Here is a 16,393-nt window from a genome sequence, read left to right as displayed (position 1 = left end):
ACTACGCTGAACTATATGGAATCTATCACTGTCGGTTACTTCGCGATCGAGAGAGTATATCGAAGTTCATAGCACTGAACGAGGCCGGTGAAGGATTCCTCATATAATTCCTGCATATAGCGACTCGTATTGACCAAAAGCTGTACAGATTTTTTAAAAAGTTGACGTATAAAGAACGATCTGAGGGTCCCGAACGCTAATTTTACATCAGTGAGTTCTAATCCAGAAATTCTAGCATATCCTGGAACCTGACGGCGAAAGCCGATGGTGTCCCGCGCCAGATAGCTGAAGGTGTAAAGACCAAAAAATGAACGATGAGTAATATCAGAGTAGAAATAGGGATTGGAAAAATGCGGAACAATAAATTCGATCTGCGCTCCTGGGCGGCAAACCCTTACGATCTCCTGCAGGAATCCTTCTAAATCATCGACATGCTCGATAAAATGGCTCGCAAAGACGTGGCTTAAGGTGTCGTTATTCAATCGCTGCAGCACGTCTCGGGCGTCTCCGACTATGTCGACCGAGTCCATCGCGCGATTGTCCACAGTGACATAGCCATGCCGGGCGCGTCGCGACCCACATCCTAGCTCCAACTGAGTCCGAGTTCCGTCATTTATGGCCTTTATGAAGTCCACGGAAATTTCCTCCCGGCTGAATTTTTAAGCTAACTTGATCTTTGCCGCGCTGCAACATACTTGTTGTTTTGTGGGGTTGTGCGCCGTCTGGCAAGGGAGCAGGCGGTTGATAGCAGGGCGTCTTGCCTTCATTGTATAGCACCTGTGTCCCGTCGACGGGAATGGGCAATGCGTATGACCGGACAGCAAGCGCGTTGCGCGCCGCGCTGAGTAGGTCGCACGACACGCTCTCCTTTCCGTTACGATCCCCACTTCACTGGTTAGCTCTTTTTGCTCATATAACTAACCGGTTTGCCCTACTGCTCGGTTTTGTTGTGATGCCGGAGCAAGTTGGCATCGCGGGACATTCTCACTGAGGCATGGGGTGGTAGTGCATTTTAATTTCCGTCATTCACTCAGAAAAAGAGGGGTGGGGGTCTGGGGCGCCTCGCTGATTCTGATTCTTATTTTGTCGTGGTACCTTCTTTTCCTCGAGTTTGGTGATGCTCAAGGTCTGGGATATGTAAATGCGTTTGGGTTCTGGTTCGCAATAATCGCCTTAGTGGCCGCAATAATAGCGGCCGCTTGCGGCAATTTAGTGATTGCCGGTGGTGGTTTGTGTCTGATGCTGACGGTCCTGTCTTGGGGCTTGCAAATACCGACCAGACGGCCTGTACCGGAGGGAGCGCATGCATTTCGCATTGTTACAGCTTCTCTGCGAAATTATAATAAAGATATGTTGGGCGCAGCTAGAGCTATTTCAGCAAATGGCCCTCAGATCGTTGTAGTGCAGGAGGCCGATATAGTTAAATTTGTCGGTGCGCTGCGGTTTGTTACCGGCGTTCGATGGAGTTTTGCGACGCGCAGCAACGAGTTGATTGCATGTAGGTGCGTGATGTCGTCTATTCGACATGACAATTATATACTCTCAGCCGATTTGACGGTTGGATCCAATCAGGTTCGTGTTTGGAATGTTCGCGCGCCAAAATCATATGCAGACGTAACGAGGAACCGGCTTTACTTCTATGCGCTTGCGGATCAGATGCGGCGAGCGCCCCGCGGAATAGCTGCTGGCGATTTTAACGCGACCCCCTGGAATGAGGGTTATCGAATTATCGGACAAGTCGCTCGCGATTCTTGGCTGGGGACTGGATGGGGGCCGGGGTTTACCTTTCCTACAAGAGCCCGCAGGCTCGGGGTGCTCGGTCCGTTAATTCGCATCGATCACGTTTTCGCAACTGGCGATCTTGTCACAATTGAAGCAAAGACGGGAACTGCGAGCCCGGGCGCAGATCACTTACCAGTGATCGTCGACTTTACCCTTCCCCATTCTTGACGCAGCCATTCGGTGGTGGTTCGGCATCCGGCTGGTCTCTAGGGAACGCTGCGCTTCGCTAGGTGAACATCGTCAAAGGCAGCAGCGGAGACGCCAGTTAGTGATGGTCTGGTCATCATGGTAATGCGTTGGCCGGCGCATTGCTCCGGTACTCGGAACGCTATTGCATTTTCCTGCCAAACAAATTTGGCTGAGTCCGGAATTGCCATCTCGTTAAGAAGTTTCGTTGGCTGCGCAGCGCATTGGATCTGCCATGTGAATGCTTGCCGTTGCCCCGCTTCGAACTTATATTTAAAGGTTAAGACGTAATAGCCTGGCTGAAGAGCTAGAACCTGACTGACCGCTGCGGCGGGTTTAGTGCTGTCCGTCTCGACGCGGAGTACGGGATTTAGATGAAACTCATTGCTGGAGGGTGTTTCGACCCTCACGCCCTCTACGTTGGCAACTTGCCATCCAAATGGCCGCCATGTTTCGGCATCCGATGCTAGTTGGCTGAATTCTCCGTCGCTCAATCCGCCATCCACGTCAGCAGTTAGGGCTGGGTCCAGCCTGCTCAACCTTTTTTTGACCCGTGCCCCTTGGCCCGATTTGATTGCACTGTCGATGAATGGACCGAGCTCGCCTTCTCCAAGAGCAAGGCCAAGTCGCTGCAACATGATGATAAGCGCCAGGGAGTTCTCAGTTTGCTGCTGCGTGTGACCATCGAGCTTTCGAAGGACTGTTCGCTCCCATGGGGGCTGCTCGGACAAGCGCTCGGCCAAGGCCGCCCGGCCGCCAGGTGTTTCAATCAGCATCGACATCGCGCCAAGCGCCTCTGGTTCGGCGTAGTGAATCCGAAGCAGCGCGTCGGCAGATTGAGACGCCACGGTAAAGTCTTGCTGCGTCATGGCGCGGTTGAGAAGCCACAACTGAGCCAGGCCATCGCGCCAACCTAGGCGGGCCGCCAGGACAAGACTGGTTTCCGCAAGGGGGTCGTTATGGCGTTGCTGAGCGGCTAGCACGACCACGCGAAGTGCGCCCGAATTCATCGGGGATAATCGCAAGGCCTTGCTCGCCAATGTCTGCGCTTCTTCAAACCGTCTCTGATTGCTCAGATCTTGCGCAGCCCCTGCCATAGCTGCAGCGGACGTTGGCCATACTGATAAAGCAATGGAGGCATTGCCTTCCTCCAAAGCCAGATCGGAGAAGCCAGTCGCGGCCACGCCGATCATCAGCAGCAAGCAAACAGGCACAACGATAAGTGCGCGCGCCCGGCTAGCTGCAGGTCCGGATATTCTCAAGTTCTTCTGGTTCATGCAGCCTTTTCTTCGCCATCACGGCCGTAGCCGTAGCCGTAGCCGTAGCCGTAGCCGTAGCCGTAGCCGTAACCCGACCGACGCGCGTCGAACTTGGTGAGGACGACGCCAACCATGGTCGCGCGGACGGCGAGCAACCGTCGAACGGCAGCTTTGGCCTGCCCGCGATGGGCGCGGCCAGTTTCGATGACAAAGGTGACCGCCTCCACCTGGCGCGAAAGCAGCTGAGCGTCGGCGAGGCCCATGACGGGCGGACCATCGATAATGACCATATCGTAGGTCCCAAGCGCTGAGGCCAGCGTACGGGCGAGCGAATCCGAGGTCAGCAGCTCGGTCGGATTGGGCGGCAGGGGGCCGGTGGCAACAAAATCAACATTTTCCATGTTGCTGTGCTGCACCACTTCGGCAATCGAGTTCTGCGCCGTAAGCAGATTGACAAGACCTGCGCGCGCACTGAGATCGAGTTGCCGGTGGAGTGATGGTTTTCGCAAATCGCCATCGATCAGCAGCACGCGCTTCCCGACCCGTCCAAAGCCCTGCGCCATGGCGACCGCGCTAGTGGACTTGCCTTCGCCTGGACGGCTGCTGGTGAAAAGCAAGGTGCGTGGTGCGCCATCGGGACTGGAGAAGCCGAGCGCCGTGCGGAACGAATGATAGGCTTCAGAAAGAGAAGATTGCGGGTCGTTCAGTTCGTTCTTCGGATCGGGCGCGCTCGATAGGGGAATAACCCCCAGTAGCGGCAGCCCCAATTTGCGTTGCGCATCATCCGGAGTGCGGATTACGTCGTCAAACTGCTCGCGGCCGAAGACGAGGGCCGCTGCGAGGCCAACGCCGGTGGCGAATGCAATCAGCAGATTGCGGAACAGATTGGGCGAGCTCGGCGTAACTGGAACTTCTGCATTGTCAATAATAGATAGATTGTTGGTTGCAATGCCAGCTGCCGCAGTCACTTCTTTGTAGCGTTGTAGTAAGGCGTCATAGAGCGCTCGATTGGTGTCCACTTCGCGCTTTAAGATATTATATTGAACGCGACGACCCTGCTCGTTCAGCGCAGTCGATCGCAAGCTTCCAACATTTGCGGAAAGTGCCTCTTCCTGGCTCCGCAAGGTCAGGTAGTTATTCTGGATACTTTTGCGAATATTGCCTGCTTGGTTGGCGATCTCCCTATTAATCGATGCGATTTCGTCCTGCGCTTGGCTTACGCTGGGATGGCCATTCCGGTACCGTGCACGCAACTGCTCCAGCGCAATCATCTGCGTCGCCTTTTGAGCCTGTAGTGTCTGAACCAGTGTGCTGTTGATGACCTCAGGCAGCGACATTAACGGCGTGCGCTGCGCTTCCCGCCAGCGCTGTTCGGCCTGAATTCGCTGGGCAGTTGCCGCGGAGGCTGCCGAGTTCAGACTGACCATATTGGTTACGGACAGCGACGGTCCATCGCCCGGCGTGGTGCTCGAAGAGGCATCTTGGGTCGGGGTAGTATCGATCAGGCTTTCGGCCTTCTGATAGGCTAGGAGGTTCTGTTCCGAGCCTCGCAACCGATCCTTGGTCTCCGCAATCTGCCGCTCCAAGAAGTCCCTCGCATAAGACGAAGAATCGACACGGCGCTCAAGATTGGAGCGAATATAATTGTCCGCATAACTATTGGCGACACGTGCGGCCAATGACCGGCTTGGGCTAGCGAAAGTGATGGTCGCTACTCGGGAATTGCCCGGCATCTCAACCTCAAGATGGCGCGTCAGCAGAGCAATGACCTGCGCCTCTCGCGCGGCAGGCATGGTCTTGCCAGGCATCGCCGCAGGCTTTGCGCCCATCGCTATGACGAAATTATCGTCTCGCGCCAAGTTCAATGACTTCGCTACACGCAGCGCGAGCGCTCGGCTCTTCAGCACGGTTATTTGGGTCTGTAAAAAACGCGTGGTATCCGAAGCGGCGACATCTGGCTCGACACTGCTACCAGCCAAAATGTTGTCCGATCGCAAATCGATCTGAACGGTCGACGATGCCTTGTAGATCGGCGTCATGAGCAGGGTGGCGATGAGGCCCGCCAGCAACACGGTCACGATCGCGGCGATGATCATGTAACGATTGCGGTAGAGGGCGGCGATGATCTCGCCGATCTTGATTCCACCGGAGTCATCCAGCAGTTGATCGGGCGTATCGCCATAGTCCTGGCGCGATCCTGCATCGCGGTCGTCCCATTCGCGGTCCGCAATCGGCGTGTGGGGAGCCATGGCGTTTGTCACTGGTCAAGGTTCCTGTGGGCGTGGGCGTGGGCGGAGAGCAGCCGGCCGCCGATGCGGGCCTTCGGCGAATGCAGATTATCAGGACAGGCAGGGCGCAAACCGCCCATCACTGGATCGACCAGCGCACTATAGCTCATGATCACCCTATTCATTGCTCGTCCCTTTACCCTGCATTTGCCGGTTGGTTTTCGTTGATATGAACCATTCCCGGTTATGCTCTTGATCGACGTGGCATCAGCGCGCCGATATAACTTCCCTCCGGCTTTCCAGCCGCTTCGTCAACTGGCGCGCGGGCCTCCCTCGGCCGGCACAGAAGGCCGGCGAGCATGCCCAGCAGGGTGAGATGCGCGAAAGTTCGCAGAGGATAATCGACCAGACCGTGCAACATGAGGCACAGGATCGCGATGGAGGCGGCGCGGCTGAGGAGATTGGCGTCGTCGTCCCGATCGCGCACCCAGGCGCGCCACGACCATCCCGCCCAGATCGCGATCAGCAGGATCAGTACCAGCGCACCGGGTATTCCGGCCTCCAGCGCCACTTCGAGATAATCGTTGTGCGCGTGATTGACGTAGTGCCATCCCACCGCTGCAAGTTGTTCGGTCGCCTGGTATGCATTTTGGAAGGTTCCTACGCCCGACCCGACCGGGAAATAGGCCTGAACCGCATAGAGAACCTCCGGCCAGAATTCATAGCGGCCATCGGAAGACTGGGTAAGCAGCCGATCCACGGAAGATTGCACGACGCCGCTGTTGAACAGCAGCACGATCGCGACCACCAGCAGCGCGAGGCCTGCGACGATCTTGCGCCAGCCAAGCCGCTTGCGGAGCACGATCAGCGCACTCAGCAACAATGCCAGCACCATCAGGACCATTCCAGCGCGTGATCCGGTCGCAAATATCGTGGCTATGAGCAGCGCGGCAATCCCGGTGGCAACGGCCAATGCGCCGGGGCCGCGCCGGGCGATGCGCTGGATCTGGGTGAGGGCGACCACGAAGCTCAAGCTCGCATACATCAGTGCCGCCTGATGGTTGCGATTGGCGAAGAGGCCGATCGGAAGACCTTCGTGATCGCTTTCGAACGGATAGAGATTATAATTGCCGACGCTGATCTGAAGAAGCCCGAGAATCCCGCTCAACAGGGCAATCCCGATCAAGACGATGACGAGCCAGAAGCGCGCCCGTTCCGGCATTTGCATCGTTGCCAGGAACATGGCGACCGGCACCCAGAGCGCAAACCAGGCTCGTGTCGTGGCGTTGGGATCCAGGCTGAGCGGACGCCAAAGCGTGGGATCGATCAACGCGGTTACGTCTCTCGCTACTTCTCTACCCGGCAGGCCGGCCCAGACGGCGGGGGGAAGCGGTATCAATTGGGCGAGCGGCAGACACAAAACCATCGCGATGCCAATAAGCGCGACGAGCGACGGGCGTCCTCCACGCCAGTTGAGGACGGTAAACGCCAGAAGCGCGACGGCGATCAATTCTATGATCATCCCGCGGCCCGGTATGGCAGCAGCGGATCCCCCCAACAGATAGGCGGCCACCAAAAGAAGCGCGGCACCGGCAAATCCGGCTTTGAACGACGACCCGATCGCACCAGATTCCGACGCGCCAACACCCTGTTCGATCGGCCCCCACATGCAATCATGCATCGCAGCATTCTCGCGGATTGACTAGCGCAAATTGCGGTACCACCCGCGGTAAACAATGTCGGCGTCGTGCAAACGCTTACTTTACCTGTGCGCTTCACGAAAGCAGGTTAGCTTCACGAGTGACAGTGTCACAAAGTTTGCGCCATTGCTGCGCACGGAGCGTGGACAGCGGCAATTCGGCTTGCAAGATCGGCGTTGCGCGGCAATGATGCAATGCAACACGTCTTCGCATCATGAATGCGATGCTAAGCTAGGGGGCAATACATCGTGAAGGGCATCATTTTGGCGGGGGGAAGTGGCACCCGCCTCTATCCGGCTACGTTGGCAGTCTCGAAACAGCTGCTGCCCGTATATGACAAACCGATGATCTATTACCCGCTATCGACACTGATGCTGGCGGGGATGCGGGACATTCTCATCATTTCGACGCCGCGTGACTTGCCGATGTTTCGAGCCTTGCTTGGCGACGGCTCGGCATTCGGGATTAACCTTGAATATGCCGAGCAGCCGGAGCCGAACGGTCTTGCCCAGGCCTTCGTCATCGGCGCCCCTTTCATCAATGGCGGCCCCGGCGCGCTTATCTTGGGGGACAATATCTATCATGGCGAGGGCCTCGGCGAGAAATGCCGCGAGGCTGTCGCCCACGGGGCGGGGGCAACCGTTTTTGCCTATCATGTCGATGACCCCGAGCGGTACGGTGTCGTGTCGTTCGATCCTGAGAGCGGCCGGGCCACCAGCATCGAGGAAAAGCCCGCAAATCCCCAGTCCAACTGGGCCGTCACGGGTTTGTATTTCTACGATTCGGATGTCACCGAAATTGCGCGATCGATCCGTCCCTCCGCACGTGGCGAATATGAAATTACGGATGTGAATCGGGTCTACCTTGAGCGGGGCGATTTGATCATTTCCCGGCTCGGGCGAGGCTATGCATGGCTGGATACCGGCACGCATGATTCACTGCACGATGCGGGCTCTTTTGTCCGTACGATCGAACATCGTCAGGGTATCAAAATTTCCTGCCCGGAAGAAATCGCGTTCGAGCTTGGCTATCTGGATGCCGAAGCGGTTTTGGCGCGCGCCGCAACGCTCGGCAAAACCGAATATGCCGCTTACTTGAAGCGTCGGATCGCGAACCTCGTATGACCCAGTTCAATCGGCTCGCAATTCCGGATGTGGTCGAGGTGCTACCCGCGAAGCACGGGGATCACCGCGGCTTTTTCTCGGAGGTGTTCAAGCAAGACGCTTTCGCTGCCGAAGGCATCACAATTGCCTGGACGCAGGATAACCAAAGCCTGTCCGCTACGCCCGGCACCGTGCGAGGGCTGCACCTCCAGGCGCCACCTTACGCCCAGGACAAGCTGGTTCGCGTCTTGCGCGGCGCTATCTTCGATGTCGCGGTAGATATCCGACAGGGGTCACCCAGCTACGGCCACTGGGTTGGCCGCGAGCTTTCCCACGATGCATGGAACCAGCTGTTGGTTCCCGCCGGATTCGCGCACGGTTTCATGACGCTGCTTCCTGACACCGAAGTGCTTTACAAGGTCAGCGCGCCTTATTCGCGCGAGAGCGAGATGGCGATCCGCTGGAACGATCCCGACATCGGGATCGACTGGCCCAATATGGGCGACGCCGTTCTGTCAGCCAAAGACGCGGATGCACCATTGTTCAGAGACTTTGTGTCTCCTTTTCTATTTGAGGTTGGTTGATGCGCACATATCTCATCACGGGCGGCGCCGGCTTTATCGGATCCGCTGTCGTTCGGCATCTCGTGCGAAAAGGCATGCGGGTCGTCAACTTGGACAAGCTCACTTATGCCGGCAACCTTGCCTCGCTCTCGGAAATCGAGGGAGCTGACAATTATCGTTTCGTGCAGGGCGATATCGCTGATGTGCCAGCCGTTCTTGCGCTTTTGCAGGAGGAGCGGGTCGAAACGATCATGCATCTTGCAGCGGAGAGCCATGTCGATCGTTCGATCGATGGTCCGGGCGCGTTTGTCGAAACCAACGTCGTTGGCACATTCCGGCTACTGAGCGCTGCATTGAATTACTGGCAGGGTCTATCGGGCGACGCGCAGGCGGTCTTTCGCTTTCACCATATTTCAACGGATGAGGTATTCGGAGATCTTCCCTTCGATAGCGGCGTCTTCACCGAGGAAACGCCGTACGCGCCGTCATCGCCTTATTCTGCGTCCAAGGCTGCCAGCGATCATTTCGTTCGTGCTTGGCATGAAACCTATGGACTTCCAGTCGTACTATCCAATTGCTCGAATAATTACGGCCCGTTTCATTTTCCGGAGAAGTTAATCCCCCTCGTTATCCTGAACGCGCTGGAGGGCAAGCCGCTCCCCGTATATGGCAAGGGCGATAACGTGCGCGACTGGCTGTTTGTAGACGATCACGCCCGCGCGTTGGAGCTGGTCGCGACACGCGGTGCCGTGGGCGAAAGCTACAATGTCGGCGGCCGGAACGAGCGGACAAATCTGCAGGTGGTCGAAGCGATCTGCGATGCTCTAGATGCTCGAGCTCCGCTGGCGAGCGGCGCTCCGCGCAGAAGCCTTATCACCTTCGTCTCGGATCGTCCGGGCCATGATCGCCGTTACGCGATTGATGCGACGAAACTGGAGCGAGAGCTGGGCTGGAAGGCGCAGGAAAGCTTCGAAACCGGTCTCGCAAAGACGGTGGATTGGTTTTTGGAGAATGAGTGGTGGTGGGGGCCTATCCGCAACTCAACCTATGGCGGTCAGCGGTTGGGCAGCCGCTGACGAAATCTGGGTCGGATCCCGCCTTTTTGATCCTGAGTTCACAGGTGTGATGGCGCGGCACCCAACCCCGCCCCAGCCCCGCGTCCAGATCAGTATGGTGTAAGCGAACGCAACCATCTCAATAGCCGCTGCGAAGCGACGCGCATGGCCAGCTAGTGTGCTATAAGCGGTGAGCCGCGCTCAGCGCATGCTGACGCAATGATGCTCTACAGGTCAGCGTCTGGTCCCGCACCATAATGAGTCAATAAGCCCGGCTAACCTGCGGGCGGCACGCAATGTGATCCACTGCGATTAGATCACGCGGTTGACCAGGCGCAGGCCGTGACGAAAGCCGCAGCTAGAGGCGGGTGAATACCGCGAAAGCCGGGAGCGCTTGTAGCGTATCACGCCAGACGGACTTCAGACCAGAGAAACCAACCACGACGGTGTCATCGGGCATGATTGCAGGATCAGCGGCCTTGCCGCTGCGGATCTGAGAAATATCGAACTTCGCTGCAATTAATTGGCCGTCGACGCGGCGGAATATTGCGATCTCGTTCAATTTGGCCACCCGATCGGGGCCGCGCGCAAGCGCCAAAGCGCCCAGGAGCGTCATCTCCCCTCTGATATCATAGATGCCGGGTTGGACGACCGAGCCCTCCACAATAACGCGTTGGGAAGCGGCCGAGATGACATTTACCGATACCTGGGGATCCCTCAAATAGCGGGATCCCAAGGCATTCGTGATGTCCTTAGCAAGTTGTTCGGATGTTCTACCGGCAGCCGAGACGGTCCCGACCAACGGCAGCGCGAATTTGCCCGCCGAATCGACCGGCACGTCAGCCAGCGAAAGGTCTGGCTCCCGGTAAACCGTTACCGAAAGGTGATCGGATGGCTGGATGCGGTAATCGCTTAATACCACCTTCCCGGTGGCAGGGCGCATCAGCGCATAAGCCTGAGGCCCCGACGGCACATCTATATTGGTCGAGCATGAAGTCGCCAATATGCTCGACGAGCAAATAGAAACAAGCTTCAATGCCCTCATCGCCCCGGCGCTCCCTGTTCGCATGCTACATCCCTTCGGTAGATGCCGCTTCCCCTTGCGTTTCCTCCCTTCAGCACATTGCGGCGCAGCGAGCAATGAGCGGTGGAGCATCACGGGGAGGTTATGGATTCTGTGATGCGGTTATCGCCGGTGGCTGATGCAGGCGATCACGCGGAGGCGCCGTCAGAAATTCAGGATAGGGGATCAGGCCTTGAGCGGTCATGGCGTTTAGACGGGCTATCTCTGCCTGCAAGATGGCGATCCTCGATTTGAACGCCGGGTGGGTTGGCGCGCCCAGGAAATTCAAGGGATGCGAGTCCTGATAATGTTTGAAGAATAATAGGCTACCGTCTGGTGAATATCCCGCCCGCGCCAGCAGGTACACGCTAAGACGATCCGCTTGCTGCTCTGTGTCCCGGACGAGACGAGCACTTCGTCCAAATTGGCCCAAAAGACCCCGGTGGATACGCTGACGATCCAGGCTGGTGCGATGTCCTAAAATATTATGGGATAGCTCATGTGCTATTACGCCTGCCAATTCGTCGTCGCTCTGAGCAAAATCCATCAGTCCAGAACTTACCTCCACATTCGTCCCGTCGGCCTGGCTGAAAATAGTTGCGCTTGCTCGCGTCTGGAAACGTGTGGGGCATCCCATTTCCCCCTTCACGGCTATTTCACGTCGCTGTCCGGCGCGCTCGATGGTGATAGATACCTGATCGGCCGCGGCCAAAGCGGCTTCGAGCTGATCGAGAAATGCGGCAGTCCTGGCGAAGCTGGCACTGACGCCGGCGACCGCGGGAGGAACGGCCTGACCATTGATAAGCACCACCGCGTCATCGACCTGAATGCCCGCTTTTGCGGCGGGGCTGTCAGTGGCGACGGCAAGCACAAGAATATGCCCGTCGAAAGCGAAGGTTGAGCGCGCATCAGGCTGCTCCGAAGGAGCATATTGCGCGATGTCGTGGAAGGCCAGCCCGATTAGAGGCGCCTGCTTCTTGCAAAATCCCCTTGTTGAAACAGCGAGTCGGTAACCGACGGAGGTCAACTTCTGATCATAGGACGTGAATTGCCGGAGGGCCTGTTGAGTCGCCGGAACTGTGCCTGCAACATGAGGCACGGCAACGATCACCAAAAGCACAACTAGCCGACGCCATCGCCTCATCAATACCAACCTCTGGATTGCCGAATGTCGCGCGGGTCCAGCAGTCGGCGACAACGACAATATTCGCCTAAGGTTGATTTGCCGCCGTCCTCTTGCGGATGCAAGGCGGAACCTATGCTGCGGTGCAGTAAAAAGGTTGAAAACCGATACTTCTCCTGTTAGCTACTGACTCGGGGCCGCGTATCATCGTAAATGACCTGATCGAGCGAGAGTAGGGGGCGTCCATGTACGTTGCACCAGCAGGAGCATTTCCGATCGCCGATCGTGAAGCGCGTGTGCGAAGCGCCCGCGTGTCACGGCGAACGCTCAGGATACGCTTCCATAGCCTGTTGATCCTACTGGATTGCATGTGCATCGTTGCGGGCTATCTCTTTGCCGGCTTCGCTTACGGTTCTGCAGTAAACGAATCGGCTGTCGTGGCTTTGACCGTCCTTCCCATTTATTTTTCTTTGGCGCTGGGCGCCAAGGCCTTTTCTGCTGAGGTGATTGGCGATTCGTGGCGCGCTGTTGGGCGATCGCTTCAATCGTTGGCGCTTGCCGTTCTGGCGGTGCTCTTCGTCGCTTTCTACTTGAAGGCGAGCGCTGAGTTCTCGCGCATCGTTTTTGCCATCGGCTTTGTCTGCAGCGCATCGCTGCTTGGGTTGGTAAGGCGGTCCTTCATCCGTCGAGCGCGCACGATCCTGGGCGGAAATCCCTACAGTGTTTTTCTGATCACGGATGACAATGTTTCGGAAGTGCAGGGGGATCAACTCTCCGTTCTGCCGGCTTCCCGGTTTGATCCGGAAATGCACTGCCCGGAAATGTACGACCAACTCGCCAAAACCTTGCGGGAGGCAGATCGCGTGGTCGTAAAGTGTGCCCTGGATAAACGTGTGGCCTGGGCGCATGCGCTTAAGGGAGCGAATGTCCAGGCCGAGATATTGGCGCCTGAGCTGGGCGAGATCAAACCAATGGCCATTGCCGAGTTCGGAGGCTCGCCGACCATCATCGTCGCGAAGGGGCCGCTGGGCCTCGCGGCGCGTGTCATGAAACGCGCGTTCGATGTGGCTTTCGCGTCGTCTGCTTTGTTTATCTGCGCGCCACTGCTTGTTCTTACTGCCCTCGCGATCAAAGTGAGCGGGCCAGGGCCGATTTTCTTCACGCAGCTACGTATTGGTCGCGGCAATGGCATGTTCCGGATGTTCAAATTTCGCAGCATGCGCGTTGAGGCTTCGGACGGGCGCGGGGCTGCCTCTACGCTGCGGGACGATCAGCGGATCACCACGGTGGGCCGCTTTATCCGAAAGACGAGCATTGATGAGCTGCCGCAGCTTATCAACGTTCTGATCGGCGACATGAGCGTTGTTGGGCCACGCCCGCACGCGGTTGGCTCTCGTGCCGAAAATCTGTTATTCTGGGAAATCGATCATCGCTATTGGCATAGGCATGCCGCCAAGCCGGGGCTGACAGGTCTTGCGCAGGTGCGTGGGTTTCGAGGCGCCACTGAGCGGCGTGGGGATCTCACGAATCGCCTCCAAGCCGACCTGGAATATCTCAACTATTGGTCGATCTGGCGGGATCTGAAAATCATCCTGCGGACCTTTGCTGTGCTCGTTCACAGGAACGCCTACTGACGGGCAGGTCGAATATCGCGGCTCTTCAGGGCGGTAGCAATGTCTGGCGCGTCCGCTCGAGGTCAGTAACTGGTATTTGCGATCAAGCGGACTCCCGAAGGAACACGGCCGCGAGCCAGATGTTAGAGTGATCTTGTTTACGCCGATTTGGTTTAGACGATGACTCAAATTTGTTTAAGATTGCCGTTGCGCAACGGCGAAATATGTGGCAACGCAGCATGACCAACATAGGGTTGGTAGATGGCGTAAAAACATGGGGACGAATATGTACGGCAAAAAGCTCGCCGCGGGCGTGGGCACCGCATCTCTCCTAGTCGCCTCTACGCTTGGCGTAGCGGCTTCCGCTGCGGCGCCCGTGCGGCCCTATGCGGTAAAATTGGCGAATACCAAGAGCATGGCGATGGCCGGAACCAGCTTGGGCGGTCGTACGGGTGCTAATCTCGACGATAGCAATTCGGCTATTCCCACCGCGGCACTCGCGTTTTTCTTGATCGCCGGCGGATTTGCGACGTCGGAGATCACTGGCCTCACAAACATTACCGGTACCGATACGTCGCCGACGCCGACGCCGACGCCGACGCCGACGCCGACGCCGACGCCGACGCCGACGCCGACGCCGACGCCGACGCCGACGCCAACCCCGACGCCGACGCCGACGCCAACCCCGACGCCGACGCCGACGCCAACCCCGACGCCGCCAGTTAGCCCGTAGGCTTTATTGAAAACTGGGCGGCGCGCGATACGCGCCGCCCAGTTTCCATTCTCTCTTACAAGTGATATTTTGCTCACTAAACCGCAGTTTATCTGCGGTTTTTTATGAGTTCAGAGGCGTGCCTGGCTTTGCTTCAGGCGGTATGCGTTTGATTTACTATCGCGGCGTATCACATTGGCCGCGGACTTAAGCAGCTGGGACGCAGTTTCATTCCTGTAACTTGCGAATCGCCGTATGAAACAGATATGCAAATGTTCGAGATCTGACCTACGACCACGTACCGGCTTCAGGTCATTGTGGGGGAATCGCGTCCGGTCTGGAGAGCCCAGCGGTCGGCTCCTTCTACTCCAAGAGCGGTGAGAACGCCGGTCTGATAGGCACCCGTATCAATCCCAATCCTATTCGTCATGAACTCCGTCTCACGGCAGATGCTGTGACCATGCACGATCATGTATCCGTGGCTGCGATTATCGTTCAGGAATGGATCGCGTATGCCAAGAAGATCCGATCGTTTTTGCTTGTCTACGCTGCGGCCGGGGCGGATTCCCGCATGAACGAACAGATAGTCTCCCATGATAATTTTATCTTCAAACTGGCGTAAGAAATCGAGATGTTGGCGTGGAATGTATCGCCTCATTTCATCGGACAATAATCCGCCAGCAAGCTGGTAGACTTCGTCGGGCACCCCATAACTTTGCAGCGTTTCCCGTCCACCGAAGCGCATCCATCCCGTTTCTCGCGGATCGGCGCCAAGCGTGAGCGATCGCAGCATTGCGTCTTCATGGTTGCCCATCAGAAAATGGAAGCGAAAGTCGGGCAGCGGATCGTTAAGCAGGTGCTCTATAACGCTGCGCGACGCCGGTCCCCGATCGATAAGGTCCCCCAACATAATGACGTGGTTTTCGGCCTTGCCCCGAGCTATCGCGTCGCGCTCCACCAATTCCAGCAATGTCCTCAGGAGGTCCAGGCATCCGTGGACATCGCCGATTGCGTAAACCCTTTTTCCCGGGGGAAGCGAAGGCGCGACGTTGGCCTTAGGTCGTCGAAAAATCATGCGCCATCTATAGGAAATCCCACATCAAAACAGCACTATCACGTCGGTTGCACGGCTATCCCAGCGGCAAGTAATGGCTCTCCGGCGTACAATCGGGACGGACTGTCGACGCCAGCCGCCAGATCGAATCCCCGCGGCACCAGCATCACGATCGTCGAGCCATGCTCGAACCAGCCCATATCGTCGCCCTTGGCCAATTGGGCATGGAGCGCGATCGTGCGCGGCCCCCCGATCCGCAACGCGTTCTTCGTGTCCAGGAAGGTTAGCCGAATGCTCGCGACCAGCACCGCCGCCACCGCCACCAGCATGATCGGTGTGCCATCGTCCAGGCGACAGCGTATCGCCGCCCGCTCATTCTTGCAGAAGAGCCGCTCCACCCGCTTGAGCGCGATCGGGTTCACGTTCCAGCAGTCGCCCGAAATATAGGTCACTTGCTCGACCGTCAGGTCGTGCGGTGCATGGAAGTGATGATACATGCCCGCCGTTAGCCGCAGGGTGACATAGGTGCCGCCTTCAAATGCCCGCGCGGCGTCTGCGTCGCCCAGCAATTCGCTCAGGCGGTAGGGCGCGCCCTTGATCTGGTGGACTTCATCGCCCGCGATCTGGCCATGCGCACCCACGATCGCATCGCACGGGCTGGCAAGGACCTGCGGGTCGGGATCGACCGGCCGGGCGCCTGGTCGCAGCGTGCGGACGAAGCAGGCGTGCATGCTCTTGAAATGCGTCTGCTCGGCGTCGGCCAGATCGACGTCGGAAAAGAAACGCCACACCGCGATCGACGCACGCGCCACCAGCGGCTGCTCGATCTTGCTGAACCAGCCGATGACGTTGGTCGCCAGCCGCCGCGGCAGGCGGTTGGTCAGCAGGAAGTTCAGATCCTCGTTCGCAACGAGGCGGCCGATCGCCTTACGCATTGTCATATTCCCGTTGC

Annotated in this window: 14 protein-coding genes; 5 read left to right on the top strand and 9 right to left on the bottom strand. The window is 57.7% G+C overall.

The window, feature by feature from the left end; all coding sequences use genetic code 11:
* Window positions 1-35 precede the first annotated feature (35 nt).
* A complete protein-coding gene (locus ACSBM8_RS14480) occupies window positions 36-635 on the bottom strand; it encodes a class I SAM-dependent methyltransferase (RefSeq protein WP_442678705.1) in 600 nt (199 codons plus the stop codon).
* A 370-nt stretch (window positions 636-1,005) separates the two neighbouring features.
* Between ACSBM8_RS14480 and ACSBM8_RS14475 the strand changes: the two genes are divergently transcribed.
* On the top strand, window positions 1,006-1,950 hold the full coding sequence (locus tag ACSBM8_RS14475; RefSeq protein ID WP_442678704.1) for an endonuclease/exonuclease/phosphatase family protein: 945 nt from the start codon (window positions 1,006-1,008) through the stop codon (window positions 1,948-1,950).
* 38 nt (window positions 1,951-1,988) lie between these two features.
* Here ACSBM8_RS14475 and ACSBM8_RS14470 read toward each other — a convergent pair whose 3' ends face one another.
* The 3 genes from ACSBM8_RS14470 to ACSBM8_RS14460 all read right to left on the bottom strand — a co-directional run bounded on the left by ACSBM8_RS14470 (window position 1,989) and on the right by ACSBM8_RS14460 (window position 7,136).
* Window positions 1,989-3,245, bottom strand: coding sequence for a hypothetical protein (locus tag ACSBM8_RS14470; protein WP_442678703.1), 1,257 nt, complete (start codon window positions 3,243-3,245; stop codon window positions 1,989-1,991).
* Window positions 3,242-5,488 carry a GumC family protein gene (locus ACSBM8_RS14465; protein ID WP_442678702.1) on the bottom strand — a complete coding sequence of 749 codons (2,247 nt, stop codon included), beginning with the start codon at window positions 5,486-5,488 and terminating at the stop codon, window positions 3,242-3,244. Before ACSBM8_RS14465 ends, ACSBM8_RS14470 begins: the two co-directional genes overlap by 4 nt.
* A gap of 211 nt (window positions 5,489-5,699) precedes the next feature.
* Window positions 5,700-7,136, bottom strand: a complete 1,437-nt coding sequence (locus ACSBM8_RS14460; protein WP_442678701.1) for an O-antigen ligase family protein — start codon at window positions 7,134-7,136, stop codon at window positions 5,700-5,702.
* A 267-nt stretch (window positions 7,137-7,403) separates the two neighbouring features.
* Here ACSBM8_RS14460 and rfbA point away from each other — a divergent pair, with 267 nt between their 5' ends.
* Genes rfbA through rfbB form a run of 3 tightly spaced genes read left to right on the top strand, consistent with a single transcriptional unit; the run spans window position 7,404 to window position 9,897 of the window.
* Window positions 7,404-8,279 carry a glucose-1-phosphate thymidylyltransferase RfbA gene (rfbA, locus tag ACSBM8_RS14455; RefSeq protein WP_442678700.1) on the top strand — a complete coding sequence of 292 codons (876 nt, stop codon included), beginning with the start codon at window positions 7,404-7,406 and terminating at the stop codon, window positions 8,277-8,279.
* Window positions 8,276-8,842 (top strand): dTDP-4-dehydrorhamnose 3,5-epimerase, encoded by a 567-nt coding sequence (rfbC, locus tag ACSBM8_RS14450; RefSeq protein WP_442678699.1) that lies wholly within the window; start codon window positions 8,276-8,278, stop codon window positions 8,840-8,842. Before rfbA ends, rfbC begins: the two co-directional genes overlap by 4 nt.
* Window positions 8,842-9,897, top strand: coding sequence for a dTDP-glucose 4,6-dehydratase (rfbB, locus tag ACSBM8_RS14445; RefSeq protein ID WP_442681606.1), 1,056 nt, complete (start codon window positions 8,842-8,844; stop codon window positions 9,895-9,897). Before rfbC ends, rfbB begins: the two co-directional genes overlap by 1 nt.
* 337 nt (window positions 9,898-10,234) lie before the next feature.
* Here rfbB and ACSBM8_RS14440 read toward each other — a convergent pair whose 3' ends face one another.
* Window positions 10,235-10,921, bottom strand: a complete 687-nt coding sequence (locus ACSBM8_RS14440) for a polysaccharide biosynthesis/export family protein (protein WP_442678698.1) — start codon at window positions 10,919-10,921, stop codon at window positions 10,235-10,237.
* Window positions 10,922-11,042: 121 nt separating this feature from the next.
* Entirely contained in the window at window positions 11,043-12,059 is a 1,017-nt protein-coding gene (locus ACSBM8_RS14435) for a M48 family metalloprotease (protein WP_442678697.1), read from the bottom strand.
* A gap of 248 nt (window positions 12,060-12,307) precedes the next feature.
* Here ACSBM8_RS14435 and ACSBM8_RS14430 point away from each other — a divergent pair, with 248 nt between their 5' ends.
* Entirely contained in the window at window positions 12,308-13,696 is a 1,389-nt protein-coding gene (locus ACSBM8_RS14430) for an exopolysaccharide biosynthesis polyprenyl glycosylphosphotransferase (protein WP_442678696.1), read from the top strand.
* A gap of 363 nt (window positions 13,697-14,059) precedes the next feature.
* Here ACSBM8_RS14430 and ACSBM8_RS14425 read toward each other — a convergent pair whose 3' ends face one another.
* The 3 genes from ACSBM8_RS14425 to asd form a co-directional block, all read right to left on the bottom strand.
* Window positions 14,060-14,485, bottom strand: a complete 426-nt coding sequence (locus ACSBM8_RS14425) for a hypothetical protein (protein ID WP_442678695.1) — start codon at window positions 14,483-14,485, stop codon at window positions 14,060-14,062.
* 209 nt (window positions 14,486-14,694) lie between these two features.
* Complete coding sequence (locus ACSBM8_RS14420; RefSeq protein ID WP_442678694.1) at window positions 14,695-15,462, bottom strand: metallophosphoesterase; 768 nt, start codon at window positions 15,460-15,462, stop codon at window positions 14,695-14,697.
* A gap of 38 nt (window positions 15,463-15,500) precedes the next feature.
* Entirely contained in the window at window positions 15,501-16,376 is an 876-nt protein-coding gene (gene asd / locus ACSBM8_RS14415; protein ID WP_442678693.1) for an archaetidylserine decarboxylase, read from the bottom strand.
* Window positions 16,377-16,393: the final 17 nt, after the last annotated feature.

The sequence above is a fragment of the Sphingomonas sp. ASY06-1R genome (genome assembly GCF_052180265.1).
Classification (GTDB): Bacteria; Pseudomonadota; Alphaproteobacteria; order Sphingomonadales; family Sphingomonadaceae; genus Sphingomonas_I.
The sequence above is the reverse complement of the archived record's forward strand: the minus strand, read 5'-3'. Positions and strand labels throughout refer to the sequence as shown.